At 47.7% G+C, this 17,652-nt stretch carries 16 protein-coding genes; 13 read left to right on the top strand and 3 right to left on the bottom strand.

Features of this window, described 5'->3' with window-relative positions:
• Position 1 precedes the first annotated feature (1 nt).
• The 4 genes from ACSSVF_RS01865 (at position 2) to ACSSVF_RS01850 (ending at position 2,472) form a co-directional block, all read left to right on the top strand.
• Positions 2–505, top strand: a complete 504-nt coding sequence (locus ACSSVF_RS01865) for a cupredoxin domain-containing protein (protein WP_492405032.1) — start codon at positions 2–4, stop codon at positions 503–505.
• On the top strand, positions 462–1,142 hold the full coding sequence (gene napG, locus ACSSVF_RS01860) for a ferredoxin-type protein NapG (RefSeq protein WP_492405031.1): 681 nt from the start codon (positions 462–464) through the stop codon (positions 1,140–1,142). Before ACSSVF_RS01865 ends, napG begins: the two co-directional genes overlap by 44 nt.
• A 13-nt stretch (positions 1,143–1,155) precedes the next feature.
• On the top strand, positions 1,156–2,004 hold the full coding sequence (gene napH / locus ACSSVF_RS01855; protein WP_492405029.1) for a quinol dehydrogenase ferredoxin subunit NapH: 849 nt from the start codon (positions 1,156–1,158) through the stop codon (positions 2,002–2,004).
• Positions 2,005–2,124: 120 nt separating this feature from the next.
• On the top strand, positions 2,125–2,472 hold the full coding sequence (locus tag ACSSVF_RS01850; protein WP_492405027.1) for a c-type cytochrome: 348 nt from the start codon (positions 2,125–2,127) through the stop codon (positions 2,470–2,472).
• A 153-nt stretch (positions 2,473–2,625) separates the two neighbouring features.
• On the opposite strand, the gene fae is transcribed toward ACSSVF_RS01850, so the two are convergent.
• The gene (gene fae, locus ACSSVF_RS01845; protein WP_055828134.1) at positions 2,626–3,177 is read right to left on the bottom strand and encodes a formaldehyde-activating enzyme; all 552 of its coding nucleotides are present in this window, start codon (positions 3,175–3,177) and stop codon (positions 2,626–2,628) included.
• A 272-nt stretch (positions 3,178–3,449) separates the two neighbouring features.
• Here fae and tkt point away from each other — a divergent pair, with 272 nt between their 5' ends.
• Both tkt and ACSSVF_RS01835 read left to right on the top strand, forming a co-directional pair.
• Entirely contained in the window at positions 3,450–5,432 is a 1,983-nt protein-coding gene (gene tkt / locus ACSSVF_RS01840; protein ID WP_492405025.1) for a transketolase, read from the top strand.
• Between the two features lie 143 nt (positions 5,433–5,575).
• Complete coding sequence (locus tag ACSSVF_RS01835) at positions 5,576–6,451, top strand: PA4780 family RIO1-like protein kinase (RefSeq protein WP_492405023.1); 876 nt, start codon at positions 5,576–5,578, stop codon at positions 6,449–6,451.
• A gap of 73 nt (positions 6,452–6,524) precedes the next feature.
• Here the strand turns inward: ACSSVF_RS01835 and ACSSVF_RS01830 are convergent, their stop codons facing one another.
• Positions 6,525–7,934 (bottom strand): phospholipase D-like domain-containing protein, encoded by a 1,410-nt coding sequence (locus ACSSVF_RS01830; protein ID WP_492405021.1) that lies wholly within the window; start codon positions 7,932–7,934, stop codon positions 6,525–6,527.
• Positions 7,935–8,137: 203 nt separating this feature from the next.
• Between ACSSVF_RS01830 and ACSSVF_RS01825 the strand changes: the two genes are divergently transcribed.
• From ACSSVF_RS01825 to pepN, 7 genes are all read left to right on the top strand, one after another.
• Positions 8,138–8,473: a zinc ribbon domain-containing protein YjdM gene (locus ACSSVF_RS01825; protein WP_492405020.1), complete on the top strand. Its 336-nt coding sequence runs from the start codon at positions 8,138–8,140 to the stop codon at positions 8,471–8,473.
• A 126-nt stretch (positions 8,474–8,599) separates the two neighbouring features.
• Positions 8,600–10,243, top strand: a complete 1,644-nt coding sequence (locus ACSSVF_RS01820) for an AAA family ATPase (protein ID WP_492405019.1) — start codon at positions 8,600–8,602, stop codon at positions 10,241–10,243.
• On the top strand, positions 10,243–11,067 hold the full coding sequence (locus ACSSVF_RS01815) for an HNH endonuclease (RefSeq protein ID WP_492405018.1): 825 nt from the start codon (positions 10,243–10,245) through the stop codon (positions 11,065–11,067). Before ACSSVF_RS01820 ends, ACSSVF_RS01815 begins: the two co-directional genes overlap by 1 nt.
• A gap of 149 nt (positions 11,068–11,216) precedes the next feature.
• The gene (locus tag ACSSVF_RS01810; protein WP_492405016.1) at positions 11,217–11,396 is read left to right on the top strand and encodes a hypothetical protein; all 180 of its coding nucleotides are present in this window, start codon (positions 11,217–11,219) and stop codon (positions 11,394–11,396) included.
• Between the two features lie 62 nt (positions 11,397–11,458).
• Positions 11,459–11,719, top strand: a complete 261-nt coding sequence (locus ACSSVF_RS01805) for a hypothetical protein (RefSeq protein WP_492405014.1) — start codon at positions 11,459–11,461, stop codon at positions 11,717–11,719.
• A gap of 65 nt (positions 11,720–11,784) precedes the next feature.
• Positions 11,785–13,623, top strand: a complete 1,839-nt coding sequence (locus ACSSVF_RS01800; protein ID WP_492405013.1) for a YbhB/YbcL family Raf kinase inhibitor-like protein — start codon at positions 11,785–11,787, stop codon at positions 13,621–13,623.
• Between the two features lie 391 nt (positions 13,624–14,014).
• A complete protein-coding gene (pepN, locus tag ACSSVF_RS01795; protein ID WP_492405011.1) occupies positions 14,015–16,621 on the top strand; it encodes an aminopeptidase N in 2,607 nt (868 codons plus the stop codon).
• A 72-nt stretch (positions 16,622–16,693) separates the two neighbouring features.
• Here pepN and asd read toward each other — a convergent pair whose 3' ends face one another.
• A complete protein-coding gene (gene asd / locus ACSSVF_RS01790) occupies positions 16,694–17,542 on the bottom strand; it encodes an archaetidylserine decarboxylase (RefSeq protein WP_492405009.1) in 849 nt (282 codons plus the stop codon).
• Positions 17,543–17,652: the final 110 nt, after the last annotated feature.

Raw genomic sequence — 17,652 nt, 5'->3', positions numbered from 1 at the left:
TATGAAAGCGCAAATATTAGTGGGTCTGTCACGCAAATTATCATCCTGGGTGGTGATGTATACATTGCTGATGTTGCTGGCATTGTATCTGACCGGTTGTGCAACCGCAGGCCATTCTAGCGCTGTGACGACACACACGATGACGTTGTCGCATCACGAGTTCGCAGCGGTTGAATTTGTGCCGCAAGCGGGTGAAACAATCCTGATTATCAATGGCTCGGATATCGCACATAGTATTTATGTGACCTACCCGGATGGCACTGTCGTCAATCTGGGCGTGCAGCTGCCTGGTGCCAAACGTAGCTGGGTGATTCCCAAAGATGCCAAAGGCGAGTTTTTGCTGCAATGCTGGATCCATCCCATCATTCGCGCACAATTGTTTGTCAACGTAACAAACGTTTCATCTTCTGTTTCATCGTCTATACCGACTTCATCGGCACTTACCAGCCAGGAGATATTCAATGGCAGACAAAATATCTGTAGCAGCAGAAATAGCCGAACCTGAAAGACGCAAAGTCTTTCGTAAAGTATTTCGCAAGTTGGGCGCCGCCACCGTGATTACGGTATTTGGCAAGGCCATTCTGGAATCACGCCCGGCACGTGCGGCCAATGTGTTAAGGCCGCCTGGCGCTTTACCTGAACTGGAATTCAATGCTGCCTGTATCCGGTGTGGGTTATGCGTTGAAGCATGTCCTTATGACATTCTGCACCTGGCCACATGGAGCGATCCGGCGCCCACTGGCACACCTTATTTTGTTGGTCGGGATGACCCTTGCCGCATGTGTGCCGATATCCCTTGCGCACGCGCATGCCCGACCGGCGCGCTCAGCCCGTTGCTGACCGATATCAAAAAAGCCGATATGGGCGTGGCAGTCCTGGTAGGGCATGAGACCTGCCTCAATTACAAAGGCCTGACCTGCAGTATCTGTGTGCGCGTGTGCCCAATTATTGGTGAAGCCATCTCGTTGAAGCCGATTAAAAATGAGCGCGGTTTATTGCAGATCCCTACCGTGGATAGCACCAAATGTACCGGTTGCGGCACTTGTGAAAAACACTGTGTATTATCTGAAGCGGCAATTCGTGTCTTGCCACGTGAGCTTGGTTTGGGTGTGTCGGGTGCGCAGTCTGTTGGACGCTGGTAAGCAGAGGTCAGCCATGCGCCGTTTTCGTGGCATGCTGTATCGCAATCGATGGCTTTTCAGCCGACGAGTGTTGCAAATATTCATCATGCTGGCATTTGCAGTGGAACTGCCTGAGGGCGGGCATTTTGCTGAAGGTAATTTATCCTCTAGTGTCTGGTTCGGTATCGGATTAACCGACCCCTATATCTGGTTGCAATCCATGCTGGCAGGGGCGCCGTTGGGTAAAAGCGCATTGATAGGCATGCTCATTGTGGGTAGCTTGTATGCGTTGTTTGGTGGCCGAATTTATTGCAGTTGGGTCTGCCCGATTAATTTGCTGACGGATCTATCTTATTGGATACGCCAGCAATTAAACATCAAAAGTAATTTCACCCTCTCCAAAGACATCAGGGTGTCGATATTGGTATTGTCGCTGGTGCTGTCATTGATAGGGGGTACTTTGGCGTGGGAAGCGGTGAACCCCATCACCATGCTGCAACGGGAGTTGATGTGGACTTCCAGGGCCGGGATGATGGTATTGGCCAGTATTTTCCTGTTCGATATTTTCGTCACGCGCAGGGGGTGGTGTAGCCATGTATGTCCGGTAGGCGCGTTTTATTCAGCGCTTGGCCGCTATGGCAAACTCAGGGTGAAAGCGACAGAGTCCGGGGCATGTAACGGCTGTTCAGCTTGTATCAAGGTCTGCCCAGAACCCCATGTGCTTGCCCCGGTTGTGTCAAACAAAACTGACTATGTGACATCTGGTGATTGCACGCGTTGCGGGGCCTGTCTGGACCAATGTGCTACTGGTGCGCTAGCGATGAATATCAGCTTTAAAAAAGCCAGCACTTTTAAGGGTATCCCCGTGGTTAGCCAGGAATAGCAAACAGTCATAGTCTTGCCGTTTTTTGCTATGCACTGAGCGACGTACTGCCGATTATTGCCATCAGCGATTGACGTCCAAATTTAAAATTCGGCTACCACATTCACTGGATTCATTATTATGGTCACCCTATCATTACATTCGTTTGGTCGCATCTCTAAACCGACGATTCATTGTCTTTTAGCAGCAATACTTGGTTTTTCAGCGCAGATAGCATTGGCTGATGGTGCAGCCATCGCTGATAAAGGGGGCTGTCTGGCCTGCCACAATGTGGATAGCCGGAAAGTCGGTCCAGCATTCAAAGATATTTCAGCCAAATATAAAGACCAGGACGTGCAGGCGACGTTGATTGAAAAAATAAAAGTTGGTGGGCGAGGCACCTGGGGTGTACTGCCGATGCCACCCAATGCCGGAAAATTAAGCGACGAAGAGTTTAAGGAAGTCGTTCAATGGATCACCTCCTTGTAAATCGTTAACTTGCTGATCTACAAGTCTTATGGGGCGTAAGCCCCTTTTTTTCTACAACAAAAATTGGGGCTCAGGCATAGTGGCTTTGGTTAGTGCAGACGCACCTTCAGGTGCTGCCTGCACTAAAAACCCACTCAACGCCGCCATTTCCTTTTAGATTTTGTTATCTAAACCCATCTGGTAATACTTATGCACGATCTTCTCCTGGTTCTCCAGTAACCAGTCTATGCTAGGCTCATTCCGCAGGGCTTTTTGAATTGCCTTGAAAGTCGCTTCGCGGTGAATATCGAACAAGGCTTTATGGTCGATCTTATCCTGTTCCAGAATCGCCGGGCTTAACCAGACTGACACGATAATGCCCAGGTCATTGGCTTTTTCCTTGGGGATATCGCCGCTACGCACGGCATCCAGCACGCCGTTGGCGATCGCGCCTTGCACAGTACCCATCAGGATATTGGTATAGCGCGGGTCTTTCACCGTCACCTTGCTGACCATCAGTGTCGCCGGGCGCACCATGATGTCGGTATTCATGATCGCCAGCACGCGGGTGTGACCTTTGACCTGGTCGCCCAGCAGGTTGGCAAAAGCCGTGCCCATAGGGCCATTCATTTCACCGATCGCTACTTCTGGTTCTGCTGCCGTTCCCGGTGGGCCGCCAGCGACCAGGGCTTCACCGACACGCATAATGATTCTATCGTCAGACATTTACATACTCCTTTGTGATCAATGTTTTTTTACATGGTAGGGGAAAACGTCAGGCTACGCTATCCAAGCCTGTTGATTTAACAGGTTTTAGATTTCAGTGCTACCGTTGCCCGCAACAATTAAATGGCTTTAACCCTTGATGAAAAACGGGTTCTAAGGAATAATCTACCCTTTCCGTAAAAGGGCCGGTTTCTCGCCCTTTTTAAAGAATTCAATCAAGGTTTTGCAGCTTTTTGTGTAAGACCGCTCTTATTTTCATTTGGGAGAAAACAATGGCAACACGTGTCGACTTGTGCAACGCTATCCGTGCTTTGAGCATGGATGCTGTACAAAAAGCAAACTCCGGTCACCCAGGCGCACCTATGGGCATGGCAGAGATTGCTGAAGTGGTTTGGAACCACAATTTGAGCCACAATCCAACAAATCCACAATGGGCTAACCGTGACCGTTTCGTACTGTCTAACGGCCATGGCTCAATGCTGATTTATTCTTTGCTGCACCTGACCGGTTACGATTTGGGTATCGAAGATATCAAGACTTTCCGTCAATTGCATTCACGCTGTGCTGGTCACCCAGAATTCGGCTACGCACCAGGCATTGAAACAACTACAGGTCCTTTGGGCCAGGGTATTGCTAACGGTGTTGGTTTTGCAATGGCAGAGAAACTGCTGGCTGACCAATTCAACAAGCCAGGCCACGACATCGTTGACCACTACACATACGTGTTCCTGGGTGACGGTTGTATGATGGAAGGCGTTTCTCACGAAGCTTGTGCACTGGCTGGTACCTGGGGCCTGGGCAAACTGATGGCTTTCTGGGATGACAACGGTATCTCTATCGATGGCCACATCGAAGGCTGGTACACAGACGACACCGCAGGCCGCTTTAAAGCATACGGCTGGCATGTTGTTTCTGTAGATGGTCATGATCAAGCAGCAATCCAAAAAGCGATTGACGAAGCTAAATCAGTGACTGACAAACCATCATTGATCTGCTGTAAAACAATCATTGGTAAAGGTTCACCAAACAAGTCTGGTTCACATGACTGCCACGGTTCTGCATTGGGCGACGCTGAAGTTGCTGCGACACGTGCTGAAATCGGCTGGGCGCATGAGCCATTCGTGATTCCTGCTGACGTATACGAAGGCTGGGACCAAAAAGTAAAAGGTGCTGCCAGAGAATCTAGCTGGAATGAAAAATTCGCAGCTTACGAAAAAGCATTCCCGGCAGAAGCTGCAGAGTTCAAACGCCGTACGGCTAATGAATTGCCAGCTAACTGGAAAGCAGAAACAGACAAGATCATCGCTGCAGTGAACGAAAAAGCGGAAGGCAATGCTTCCCGTAAAGCGTCACAAAACGCGATTGGTGCCTTGGCTCCATTGTTGCCAGAATTCCTGGGCGGTTCAGCTGACTTGACAGGTTCTAACCTGACTTCAACTGGCAGCTTCGTGCACGTTGATGCGAAAAAACCAGGTAACTACATCTCTTACGGTGTACGTGAATTCGGTATGGCTGCGATCATGAACGGTGTGGCATTGCACGGTGGCTTGTTGCCATTCGGCGGTACCTTCCACATGTTCTCTGACTACATGAAAAACGGCATGCGTATGTCTGCGTTGATGCATCAACGTGTGATCTACGTGCTGACCCATGACTCTATCGGTCAAGGCGAAGATGGCCCGACTCACCAACCAGTTGAAAACACTTCTGGCCTGCGTTACATCCCTCGTATGGATGTATGGCGTCCAGGTTCAGCGACAGAAACTACCGTAGCATGGGTAGCTGCCGTTGAGCGTACAGAAGGCCCAACCAGCCTGGTACTGAGCCGTCAAAACCTGGCAGGTATCAAGCACGAAGCATCACAACTCGAAGCGATCCGTAAGGGTGGCTACGTGTTCTCTGATGTTGCTGGTGCACAAGTGATCCTGATCGCTAACGGTTCCGAGCTGGACCTGGCTGTTAAAGCCGCCGCTGAACTGAATGCTGCCGGTACTAAAGTGCGTGTGGTTTCAATGCCATCTACTAACGTATTTGACCGCCAAGACCAGGCTTACAAAGACAGCGTGCTGACTCCAGGCGTTGTTCGCGTAGCGGTTGAAGCTGCTCACCCAGATTTCTGGCGTAAGTATGTTGGTCTGGAAGGTGCAGTTGTTGGTATCGATACCTTCGGCGAATCTGCTCCAGGCGGCGCACTGATGAAACACTTCGGTTTCACAGTTGAGAACGTAGTTGCTACTGTTAAATCTGTTCTGTAATTAAACAGATTCGCAGTTTAAAAAACCGCTTCCTAGTGAAGCGGTTTTTTTATAACTATGTGTAGGAATGCGTAATACAACGCCTAATTACCGATGCCACAGGTTTAATGTTACCCTGAGCACACCTCTTATTATTCAGCCTTATGAAAACCCCGCAAAGATTAGAACCCCTCATAGAAGATGGCATTATTGACGATGTGATCCGCCAGTTAATGAGCGGCAAAGAAGCCACGGTATATGTTGTGCGCTGCGGCGGAGAAACCCGCTGCGCCAAAGTGTATAAAGAAGCGAATAACCGCAGCTTCCGCCAGAGTGTCGATTACACCGAAGGCCGCAAAGTCAAAAGCAGCCGCCAGGCGCGGGCCATGGCCAAGGGTTCAAAATACGGCAAACAGGCGCAAGAAGAAGCCTGGCAAAGTGCAGAGGTCGATGCCCTGTATAGACTTGCAGCGGCGGGCGTCACCGTGCCTACCCCTTATCAGTTTTACGAGGGCGTATTGATTATGGATCTGGTCGCCGACGCCGAAGGTAACGCCGCGCCCAGGCTCAACGATGTCGTCTTCACGGCTGATGAGGCACGCCAGCATCACCAGGCGCTACTTAAGGAAGTCGTGCGCATGCTGTGCGCTGGCATCGTGCATGGCGATCTTTCCGAATTCAATATCCTGCTCAGTGAGCATGGTCCAGTGATCATAGACCTGCCCCAGGCTGTCGATGCCGCAGGCAATAACCACGCCATGAGCATGCTGGAGCGCGATGTCAGAAACCTGGCCGATTTCTTTGGCCAGTTCGCGCCTGAGCTACTCAACACGCAATATGGCAAAGAGATCTGGGCGCTCTACGCACATGGCGTACTCACGCCAGAAACAGTGCTGACTGGCCATTTCAAGCAAGACAACACGCCGGTGGATTTGAAAAGCGTGGTGCGCGTGATCGACGCCGTACGCGATGAAGAAGCCGCGCGACAAATGCGCTTGGCAGAGGCGAAAGCCACATTACCCAGGCCGAAACGATTCTGAAGGTTTGGCGCTGTTGTGGCATGGAAATCGCCTGTTCATGAGGCGATATTTTATGGGCACGCCGTATGGATGGCTACAAGAAGCCCTCAAACAACCGTGCTGATTGTTGTTTGATCCTGTCCAGCAGGCCACGTTTTTGCCATGCATCTTGCTCGATCTTTTTGGCATCTTTCATATCTTCTTTAAAACGGTCTTCAAGCCCCTTGGCGATTTCTTTGCCCAAAATCACTACGTCTACCTCTGCATTGATCCCGGCACTGCGGTAATCAAAATTTGAACTGCCGATAGCAGACCATACGCCATCAATAGTGATGGTCTTGGCATGCAACACCTGCCCTTGCATTTCGTAAATTGCAATGTGGTTTTTAAGCAGCAGGCTGTATCTGGAGCGCTGTACCAGTAGCGATAATGTGGAATCAGTAAAACTGGGCACCATTAACTCCACACGCACTCCACGGTTAGCCGCTTGCACTAACGCCTCTAATTGCGCCTTGGTCGGTACGAAATAGGCGGCGTTGATCAGGATACGGTTTTCTGCACTTTCAATGGCTGAAAGCATGGAGAGATAATAGGGCGAGTCTGTATCTTTACGTTTGATAGCTGGTGTGGCGATCACACGGGCAAACTGGTTGCCCTGTTTGTTCAATTTGGGGAAGAAGTGTGTCTGATCTAATGGTTGCGTTTGATCCCAGTTTTCCAGAAAAACGCGCTGAATGTCGCCCAGAATCGGGCCTTGAATCATCACATCCATATCGCGCCAGGCCGCATCGGTTAAAGGGTTGGGCGTTTCCTTTTTATAAGTTTTGAATGAGCCTTTGCTCTGGTAAGTTTTGCTCAGATTCACGCCGCCGATAATCGCCACCTTGCCATCCACAATCAGGATCTTGCGATGATCGCGTTGATTGATTTGCTTGAGTGATGCCCCTTCCAGCGGGTGAAACACCGTGATTTTGGCCCCAGCCTTCTTCAGTGATTCAAAGAACTCGGGCGGCGTTTGCTGGGAGCCATAAGCATCATAAATCACATGCACCTCAACCCCTTTGGCAAGCTTTTCAAGTAATAATGGCTTGAGCGTCACGCCACCCAAATCCACATCTTCAAAAGTGAAATATTCCAGGTGAATATTTTTCTCGGCGCGGCCGATCAACTCTTTTATTTTGCCAAAGGTCGTTTCGCCATCCACCAGCAAGGTGAATGCGTTATCGGCAAACAAGTGGCTATCAGAGATGCTTTGTTCAATTTTAAGGTGATTTTCAAGTGACGCCCGAATCTGCTCGTCAGGCGAGAGCTTTTGCAGTGCCTTATCCACCTTGGCTTGGGATAAGGTATCTTTTGCCCCAACGATCTCAACTTGCTGGGATTGTGGATCGACCTTCTCAAGTGTGCGCTCGTGATCAGGGATCACCGCACAGCTTTGAACGAGCAGTCCAATCAGCAATGTGATGAGTGTGGCGATGTTCCGAGTAGAACTTAAATTGGACATCAAACGCATGTTTGCAAAAATCATTGGTTGCAATAAACCGAGATTTAGAATGGCTGAAGTGTAGCCTAAGCAACTCAATAAAAAAGTCGGGGTGACGCCTACAAGTGATTCATAAGATTTACGCTGGATTGATAAACAACAAAGTCATTCAATAATAACCCTGTAAAATATGCCGCTTTATTGTTTGCCCCATGAAAGTCTCTATGTCTTACCCAGCCTGCCCGCAATGCCAATCCGAATACACCTATGAAGATGGCGACAATTACGTCTGCCCGGAGTGCGCGAATGAGTGGAGCAAGACGGCTGCGGCTGATTCGGAAGACGTGAAAGTTGTACGTGATGCCAACGGCAATGTGCTGCAAGATGGCGATACGATTACGGTGATCAAAGACCTTAAAGTCAAAGGCTCTTCATCAGTGGTGAAGGTTGGCACTAAAGTAAAAAACATCCGCTTGGTCGATGGGGATCACGATATCGATTGCAAAATTGATGGCTTTGGAGCGATGAAGTTGAAGTCGGAGTTTGTGAAGAAGGCATAATAAACTACTTCTCAAAGAGTCTCACTTGATATGCAGTAGTGATTGATATTCTTTAAGGTATGGTCTTAATAAACTAGATAATGAATAATTAACGCCATATTCCAGACAGGAATTGAGTGAAAGTAGATGATAAAGAATAAAAAGAATACTTCTGATGACATATTGATTTTTGTCACCTTCAATAAAAGGGTTGAATCTAAACCAGGTCAAATTTATATAAGGCCTAGTTTTGATGAGTGGAATGACTTCGGGTATAGAGTCAGAGTCGAAATTGGGGTTGGTAACGTTGTAGATGAGCTAATCTGGCTTCCAGCTTATCTAGCATTTAAAGATCAAAAAGATACTTCATATTTTTTAGAGAAGAAATTTAGAGACTTCGCTAATGACGGGTTGATGTCTTTGCTAAATTTAGAGGATCCATTTGCGTTTTTATTATATGACGATAAGCAATACCAGATATTGAGGAACATTTTGGGTGAGCCGAATACATTATCTGTTCTGAAGTGTTTAAACGATATCTCGCTTTTAAATTTCAATAAGAAAGTTGTTCCCGGTTGGCCAGACTTTTTTAAAGAGCGGGTGTTTCATTTTGCGATATGCCGTGCAAGTGAATCTTATTTTGCATTTAGAAGAGGTGCAGCAGTTGCATCCGGTAATGCTAATGATGAGCAAGATTCCTCTAGGCAATTCTCCATAAGAATCAAGAAAAATAAACCTAGGTTAGAGTTTGATTTTGGATTCAATCCTGATTCCCGACTAAGAGGGAGAATTGCGGTAATTATTGGTAAGAATGGAGTTGGCAAGACTGCTTCATTAGCGCAAATAGCGCATGGGCTAGCCGACACTACATATAAGGGCGTTCAATTTTCTAATAGACCCGAAGTTAATCAGGTAATCGCATTTATTCATTCAAGTTCTCTGAAGTTATTTGATAACAATAAGGCTGAATTAAGATCGGCGGCAGTAAGGATTTTCGGTTTCGAACCAAAAAGCTATCAAGTGGCAAGGCGGGATGGAATTGCACAATTAATCACTGATATTGCAAGAGCAAGTGATTCAGATGGTAGTTATATCAAATTACTATTGTTGACTCTAAAAGAAGCTCTGCCAGATATTGAAGTTTATATTCCAGTTAATGATGACTTTATCGATGAAGACTTTAGAGATAAACGTGAAAGAAAATACAAAAAAGTAAAGGATATTATCAAGCGAGGCGAGCAAAGTAGATTGGAGGCTCTATCTAAAATAGAGTGGCATAGAAATGTAATATTTTTAAATCATGACCACGAACAACGAAAGCTCAGTCTTGGCCAACTTTCTTTTTTGCATTTTTCTTTAAATGCATTATCAAATGCCGGTCCAGCATCAGTTTTCCTAATTGATGAGCCTGAGAATTTTCTGCATCCAAACCTGATTTCGCAATTTATGCGCTTATTAAACAGGATTTTGGAAGGGACAAAGTCGATCGCAATTGTTGCAACACATTCTCCTTTTATTGTTAGGGAAGTCGAGTCGCAGCAAGTGCATGTAATCTGTCAGTCTGATAACGATGTTAGCGTAATGCATCCAAGGCTAAATACTTTAGGTGCAAATGTTGGGTTAATTTCAAAAGACGTTTTCGGAGATGATTTACCGACTCACCTTTATGAAGAATTACTACAGAAGGAGAATATTTCCAATATGACGTTTGATCAAGTCATTGAGAAATATTCTAATGTACTAAGTACTGAGGCATTAATGTTGCTTAGACAAAGAGTCGAGAAGCGATAATGCGAAAACTGGATGCGCCAAATATAAATGATCAAATGATTTTGGATGCCTTATTGAAGTCAACTGGAAAACACGCCAGAAATATCGTATCTAAAAAGACAAAACTTAAAGCTAGATTTAATTTGTATCTGGCTCAAAATGGTAATCCATGGAATGTGGAGGTAGAGGATGCTGTATTTTCTGAGAAAAAGGTAGTAAGTCTCAAACATTTATACAAGTCACCTCCAAAAGTATTAAGTTTTATTCCTGCATTAAGGAAGAATATTAATGGGGCTTGTCCAGTTTGCGGTAGTGATGTTTTAGGTACTTTAGATCACTATCTACCTAAGGATGATTATCCCGAGTTTTCATTTTTGTCCAAAAATCTTATTCCATGCTGCTATCGCTGTAATAATCATAAGAATGCTACTTACAAAGGTCTAAACTTTGATGATCGCCCCCTACATCCTTATTACGATCCGATTGCGGCGAATAGAATTCTATCTATTGAGATTCAACCTGATTGGCGAGCCCCTTTAATCAAACCAATTGCCTTCAATCTTAGTGGGCAAAACCTAGCTTTAGTTAATTGGCACATTGAGAATATCATTACCCCAACTGGATTTGTAGAGTATTGCAATTCTTTATGGGTAACTTTAACTAAAGAGCCGAAAACTTACTTTGATAACAATTCCAATCCTGACGATATTCGGCATGAATTGGAGAGATTAGAGAATATTGAAACTGCTAATGGAAAGTCACCTAATTCTTGGCGCTCATGTTTTTATCACGGCATAAGGATGAATACACATGCTGTTGAATATTTAGCCAGTCTTATATCTTAGAAAGTCAAATACAGTTTTGCTTGGTGATAAAGCAATAAAATAAATCACTTCCTCTTTTCCTACACTGTTTTCAGCAACTGTCTGATACCACTATCTTCCTCAAAAACTATCATTTAGTTACTAAAAATCTAATTTAATGAGGAGGCTGTATGTCATCGTTCGTTCTGTATCTTATCGGGTTCGCTATTCTGATTAGCGGGATTGCATGGGCGTTGGTTGAAGCGGGTGTGCCGCATCTATATATCATTATTGCATCAGTGATTCTCACAGGTATCGGCATATTAAAAGCGGTATCACATACCAGAACTAAAGATATTTCCCGCAACTAAGTACTTCCTTTGTTATCCAACAAGCTTCACCGCAGCAAAACTAACTCTCTGAATCGAATGTAATGAACAATCTTAATAAAACTGATCTCCAGCTCGATGGGCTGGAGATTGCTGGTTTGTATCTTGAAGATGTATTTTCTGTATGGGAACACTTCGATAAAAACGCCAATAAGTACTTCACCATTTTTATGATCAACAATTCGCGCATTACCGTGCCAGCTACAGAAGCCAATGTGGCATTGTTGTATCAGGGCGGGCATCCTGTGTCTGAGTTTGTCGTTAACGAGGGCATTGTGGATGAGCTTGAAGTTGCAAAACGCTAAGCAGTATCTGGCTGTAGCCATGATGGTGCCGTATCACCTCATCATTCCCTGTTAAGGATTCCCCAATGCTTTTGCTAGCCAGGCCATCTAATAAAGTGGCGTTCAACCAGTTAGGCATCGCTGTTTGCCTGTCTTTGCTATGTGCGCCGACTCTCTATGCAGCAGATGCGAATGTGTCTGCAAAAGTGAATGTGTCGTTACAAAGCCATATTGTGCAGCCAACTGAACTGCCGCCGCCTGACATGAGTGAACTCAAGGTGCCGCCAGGCTTTGCTGTGACTAAAGTGGCGGAGAACCTGGGCAATGCGCGCGTGCTGGCTATTTCGCCGCAAGGTGATCTGTATGTGACCAGACGCGAGCAGGGCGATGTGTTGATGCTGAAAAAGAGCGGTGATACGTTTGCCAAGCCGGTGCGTGTTGCCAGCCGTTCTGGCATGCATGGCATCGCTTTCCGTGGCGACACGGTATATATGGTGACTGTGAAAGAGGTGTTTACTGCACCAGTGCTGCCGGATGGCAATTTCGGGCCGTTGAAAATGATCATTGCGGACTTGCCAGACGCTGGCCAGCACCATGACCGCACGATTGCGATTGGGCCAGATGACATGCTGTATATTTCTGTCGGCTCTACCTGTAATGAATGCATAGAAACCAATATCGAAAACGCGACCATGCTGCGCAGTACGCTGGACGGCAAAAAGCGCGTCATTTTTGCTTCTGGCCTGCGTAATACCATTGGTTTCGACTGGAGCCCGCAGACCGGCGAGTTATGGGGCATGGACCATGGTATAGACTGGCTGGGCGACGATGTGACGCCTGAGGAAGTCAACAAAATAGAGCAGGGCAAGCGCTACGGCTGGCCCTATTTCTTTGGAAATAACGTCGAAAATCCACGTTTAATCCCTTCCGGCAAGCTGGAGAAAGCGGAATGGAAGAAAACCAGCGTGCCTATGGTGCTGGGCTATACCGGCCACGCAGCGCCTATGCAGATGGCGTTTTATAATGCGGGCCAGTTTCCTGCTGAATACCGTAACGATGCCTTTGTCGCCATGCATGGTTCGTGGAACCGGCAGACACCTTCCGGCTATGAAATCGTACGTATCCATTTTGAAGGCGGCAAGGCGGTTACCATCGCGCCTTTCCTCACTGGGTTTGTCGGCTCCAAAGGCCAGAGTGGCCGTCCATTTGGCCTGGCCATTGATAAGCAGGGCAATCTTTTGTTCAGCGACGATGTGAACGGGGCTATTTACCAGGTCAGCTACAAAGGCGATGGCAACACAGCCGCCAGCCTGCCAGTGCTGGTTCCTGCAACCAGCATGAAGCAACAGGCGGCGCAAGGCAGCGGCGTGCTGATCGCCTCACTGCGTAGTGAAACGGAAATCAAAGGAAAACAAGCCAGCAGTTTGAAGGTGAGCAGCACTGCGTTTGCCGACGGCGAAAAAATCCCTGACATGCATTCCAGTTATGACCAGGATGCCAGCTTTGAACTACAGTGGAGCAAAGGGCCTGCTGCAACGCAATCGTATGCCATCATCATGGAAGATCCAGATGCCAAGCCCATCACGCCTGTTGTGCATTGGGTGGCATGGAATATTGGTAAAAACATCACCAGCTTGCGTGAAGGCCTGCAAAAGCAGGATAGGCTGGAAGATAAAGCGGAAGGGATGGAAGGGCTGATGCAAGGCCAGGCAACTACCGGGAAGATAGGCTATGTCGGCCCCAGAACACCCGCAGGCGATTCCTGGCACCATTACCATGTGCAGGTGTTTGCCCTGGATACAGTGCTGCAAATCCCGCCAGGCGCAAATCGCGACACAGTGCTAAAAGCAATGGCAGGGCATGTGGTTGCCAAAGGTGAGCTGGTTGGTAGATTTCAGCGACCTGAGAAGCCAGCTAAACCTTAATTATCATCAGGCATCAGCTGGTGCGCATGTTTTAACTGAGCAGCGCTGACTTCCAGAGTATTGGGTCAGCGATGCCAGCATAATGCGGGTTGCTTATGCTGCATGGTCACTCAAGCGATATTCCATTGTGCCAAATCCACCTCGGCACCCTTATTTTTTTGTCCATCTATCTGCATTCATCTTGGCCTTTCACTCAGCTTTTAAACAAGTGCTGCTGCATATATTGCAGGTTGTTTGATGATTGTCTAAGCGATGTTTTTGCTGAAACCTTAAGCAACGTCTCCATACGCTTAGTGATTTTCATGGAAAACCGTAGTCAACCTGATTAAACCAATCCGCTTAAACCAACTCTCAAATATAATCCCTACTAATCATTCATCAGGTCATCCCCATGCGAACAGAAAACGCAGTTGCGCCAAAAACCATTTACCTCAAAGACTACACCCCTGCGCCTTATAACGCCGCACAGGTGAATTTGAGTTTTAACCTGTTGCCGGGTAAAACCATCGTTACGTCTGAAGTGAAATATGTGAAGAATCCGGCCGGTGTTTCCAATGACCTGGTGCTGGATGGTGAAGATCAACAGATTCTTTCGGTGGCATTGGATGGGCAGCGATTTGAGAGTTATTCGGTGGCCGATGGGCAAATGACAATTGTGAGTCCTGGTGATGAATTCACCTTAACCATCATCAGCGAAATTGACCCGGCGGCAAATACGGCGCTGGAAGGTTTGTATCAATCGCAGGGAAACTATTGCACGCAGTGTGAGGCGGAAGGTTTCAGGCGCATCACTTATTACCAGGACCGGCCAGATGTATTGAGTATTTTTACGGTGCGTATTGAGGCAGATGCCAAGGCGTATCCGGTGCTGCTTTCAAACGGCAATTTGCAGGAAGAGGGCGGTTTGGCGGATGGCCGTCATTTCCGCGTCTGGCATGATCCTTTCCCCAAACCTTGTTATTTGTTTGCGCTGGTGGCGGGCGATTTAGAGCGCGTGCCGGATACGTTCACCACCATGTCAGGCCGCAAGGTGGATCTGCATATTTATGTGCGCGCTGGTGATGAGAAACAGTGCGACCATGCGATGGAATCACTGAAAAAGTCGATGAAGTGGGATGAGGAAGTATATGGCCGCGAGTATCAGCTCGACTTGTTCAATATTGTCGCGGTGAGCGATTTTAATATGGGCGCGATGGAGAACACCTCGCTCAATATTTTCAATACGGCGCTGGTGCTGGCGCATCAGGAAACCGCGACCGACAGCGATTTTATGAGTGTGGAAGGCGTGATTGGTCACGAGTATTTCCACAACTGGACTGGTAACCGCGTGACTTGCCGCGACTGGTTCCAGCTGTCATTGAAAGAAGGTTTTACTGTGTTCCGTGACCAGGAATTCAGTGCCGATTTGAACTCACGTGCGGTGCAGCGTATTGACGATGTCAACGGCTTGCGTCGCTTGCAGTTCCCTGAAGATGGCAGTCCGCTGGCGCACTCGGTACAGCCAGACCAGTTTATCGAGATCAGCAACTTTTACACCAAGACCATTTATGAAAAGGGCTCTGAACTGATACGCATGCAGCATACTTTGCTGGGCGCAGAGACTTTCCGCAAAGCCACCGATCTGTATTTTGACCGCTATGATGGCCATGCCGTGACGTGTGATGATTTTGTGCAGTGCATGGCTGATGCGTCCGAGCGCGATTTATCGCAATTCTTCCGCTGGTATAAACAGGCGGGTACCCCAACACTGCAGGTCAGCAGCCAATACGATACTGCACAGCAAACCTATACGCTGACCTTCAAGCAATCGCAGCCGGATACCCCTGAGCAGACCAATAAACAGCCGTTGCATATCCCGGTCGCATTTGGCCTGCTGGATGCCAACGGTAAAGAAATCCTGCCAACCCGCGTGTTGGAAGTCACCGGACGTGAGCAAACATTCACTTTCGCTGATTTACCCGCTAAGCCTGTGCCTTCTATTTTGCGTGGCTTCTCGGCACCGGTGAAACTGGAAACCGATCTGAGTGACGATGATTTGCGCTTGCTGCAAGTGCATGACAGCGATGGCTTTAATAAATGGGAAGCGGGCCAGACATTGGCGTTGCGCACCATCCAGCGTGTGATGAAAAAGCCAGATACCGATATTTCACGATTTGTGGCTGATGTCGGCATCTTGATAGCACAGGGTTTGGTCGGACAGGGCGACAAAGCCTTGCTGGCGCGTGCGTTAAGTTTGCCGCTGCTGGGCGTGATCGCGCAGCATCAGGTGGTGGTTGATCCAGCAGCGATTGATGAAGCGCGCACCTCCATCCTTAAACAAATCAAAAGCGCGCATAAAGAAGCATTAGCCGCTTTATACGACGCAAACCGCAATACGGGTGAGTTCTCCATCACGCCGGAGGCGATGGGCCGCCGTGCATTGCAGCATGCGGTGCTGGATATCCTCACCGTGACCAATGGCACTGGCTGCGCTGCGCGCGCAAAAGCACATTATGATGCTGCAGATAATATGACTGACCGCGTGACCGCATTGGCATGCCTGGCAGATAGTAGCCAACCACAACGTGCAGAAGCATTTGCTGATTTTTATGAGCGCTTTAAAAACTATCCACTGGTGGTGGATAAGTGGTTCTCGCTGCAAGCGATAGCCAGCCGTGAACAGATTTTTGATGACCTGGCGATGTTGCGCAGCCATGCGGATTTCAATATCAAAAACCCTAATCGCGTACGCTCACTCTACAGCGCATTTGCCATCAACAACCCGGTGAAATTCCACGACCCTAGCGGCAAAGGCTATGCTTTCTTGCGCGATGTGATTATTGAACTGAATACGATCAATCCGCAAATCGCCGCGCGTATGGTGACACCATTGCGGGAGTGGAAGCGTTATACCCCTGCATTGCAGGTGCAGATGAAAGCTGCTTTGGAAGCTATCTTGGCAACGCCAAACTTGTCCGGGGATGTGTTTGAGATAGTGAGTAAAAGCTTGAACGGCTAAGTCGTTAATTTGCTGATCTAAATAAAAAACGGGCGAGATATCATCGCCCGTTTTTATTGGCAAAGTAATTGTTTAGCGACCCATGGCCTCACCCAAGCGAATCGGTTTTCCCGCATGCCAGCTGGCATTAAAGTCCAGCACGCCTTTTTCAAACAGCATGACAACGGTAGAACCGAGCAAGAAGCGTCCCATTTCCTCGCCTTGTTTCAGGGTGATGTTGCGGTCACTGTACTCCCACTGCAATACCTTGCCTGGCCGTGGCGGGTTGATGATATGGTCTTTGGCATCGTGCCAGACTGTTGCCATACTGCCAACAATCGTCGCGCCTACCAGCACTAATACAAATGTGCCATGCGTGGCGGATTCAAATGTACACACCACACGTTCATTGCGCGCGAATAAGCCGGGCACGTTAGCCGCAGTATTGGGGTTTACCGAGAATAAATTGCCTGGCACATAAGTCATATGCAATAGTTTGCCATCGCAGGGCATATGGATACGGTGATAATCTTTTGGGCTTAGGTACAGGCAGGCAAAGCTGCCGCTTTCAAACTTGGCGGCTAATGTGGCATCGCCACCAACCAAAGCCTGTGCCGTGTAATGATGGCCTTTGGCCTGGAAGATCTGGCCATTTTTAATGTCGCCAAACTGGCTTATCGCACCATCTACCGGGCAGACAAAAGCATTGCTTTCCAGAGGTCTTGCACCTGGCTTTAATGGGCGTGTGAAGAACAGGTTAAACGTTTTGTAGCTTTCGATATCGCCATTTAACGCTTCTTCCATATTGACGTGGTATTTGCGTACAAACCAGCCGATAAAAGCGGTGGTCAGACCGCCTGCTTGCCAGCGCGCCAATTTGCCTGCAGCCGCTGTCAATAGTTGTTTAGGTGCGATGTATTGCAGCAGAATGGAGAGTTTCACTTCTATCCCTTATTCATTTTTGATGGATTTTCCTAACTTGGTTTAAGTCAGGATCCGGGTTTTATTTCTATCTTAATTTTTTATTGGCAAATAAAAAAGCACAGGCGATA

Source organism: Methylophilus sp. E2MeOHC9, from assembly GCF_058744375.1.
This window is presented reverse-complemented; position numbering and strand designations above follow the sequence as displayed.

What these genes read in the sequence shown, in the direction of transcription:
- ACSSVF_RS01865 (WP_492405032.1), top strand. Translation starts at nt 2, where the DNA reads ATGAAAGCGCAAATATTAGTGGGTCTGTCACGCAAATTATCATCCTGG.
- napG (WP_492405031.1), top strand. Translation starts at nt 462, where the DNA reads ATGGCAGACAAAATATCTGTAGCAGCAGAAATAGCCGAACCTGAAAGA.
- napH (WP_492405029.1), top strand. Translation starts at nt 1,156, where the DNA reads ATGCGCCGTTTTCGTGGCATGCTGTATCGCAATCGATGGCTTTTCAGC.
- ACSSVF_RS01850 (WP_492405027.1), top strand. Translation starts at nt 2,125, where the DNA reads ATGGTCACCCTATCATTACATTCGTTTGGTCGCATCTCTAAACCGACG.
- fae (WP_055828134.1), bottom strand. Translation starts at nt 3,177, where the DNA reads ATGTCTGACGATAGAATCATTATGCGTGTCGGTGAAGCCCTGGTCGCT.
- tkt (WP_492405025.1), top strand. Translation starts at nt 3,450, where the DNA reads ATGGCAACACGTGTCGACTTGTGCAACGCTATCCGTGCTTTGAGCATG.
- ACSSVF_RS01835 (WP_492405023.1), top strand. Translation starts at nt 5,576, where the DNA reads ATGAAAACCCCGCAAAGATTAGAACCCCTCATAGAAGATGGCATTATT.
- ACSSVF_RS01830 (WP_492405021.1), bottom strand. Translation starts at nt 7,934, where the DNA reads ATGTCCAATTTAAGTTCTACTCGGAACATCGCCACACTCATCACATTG.
- ACSSVF_RS01825 (WP_492405020.1), top strand. Translation starts at nt 8,138, where the DNA reads ATGTCTTACCCAGCCTGCCCGCAATGCCAATCCGAATACACCTATGAA.
- ACSSVF_RS01820 (WP_492405019.1), top strand. Translation starts at nt 8,600, where the DNA reads ATGATAAAGAATAAAAAGAATACTTCTGATGACATATTGATTTTTGTC.
- ACSSVF_RS01815 (WP_492405018.1), top strand. Translation starts at nt 10,243, where the DNA reads ATGCGAAAACTGGATGCGCCAAATATAAATGATCAAATGATTTTGGAT.
- ACSSVF_RS01810 (WP_492405016.1), top strand. Translation starts at nt 11,217, where the DNA reads ATGTCATCGTTCGTTCTGTATCTTATCGGGTTCGCTATTCTGATTAGC.
- ACSSVF_RS01805 (WP_492405014.1), top strand. Translation starts at nt 11,459, where the DNA reads ATGAACAATCTTAATAAAACTGATCTCCAGCTCGATGGGCTGGAGATT.
- ACSSVF_RS01800 (WP_492405013.1), top strand. Translation starts at nt 11,785, where the DNA reads ATGCTTTTGCTAGCCAGGCCATCTAATAAAGTGGCGTTCAACCAGTTA.
- pepN (WP_492405011.1), top strand. Translation starts at nt 14,015, where the DNA reads ATGCGAACAGAAAACGCAGTTGCGCCAAAAACCATTTACCTCAAAGAC.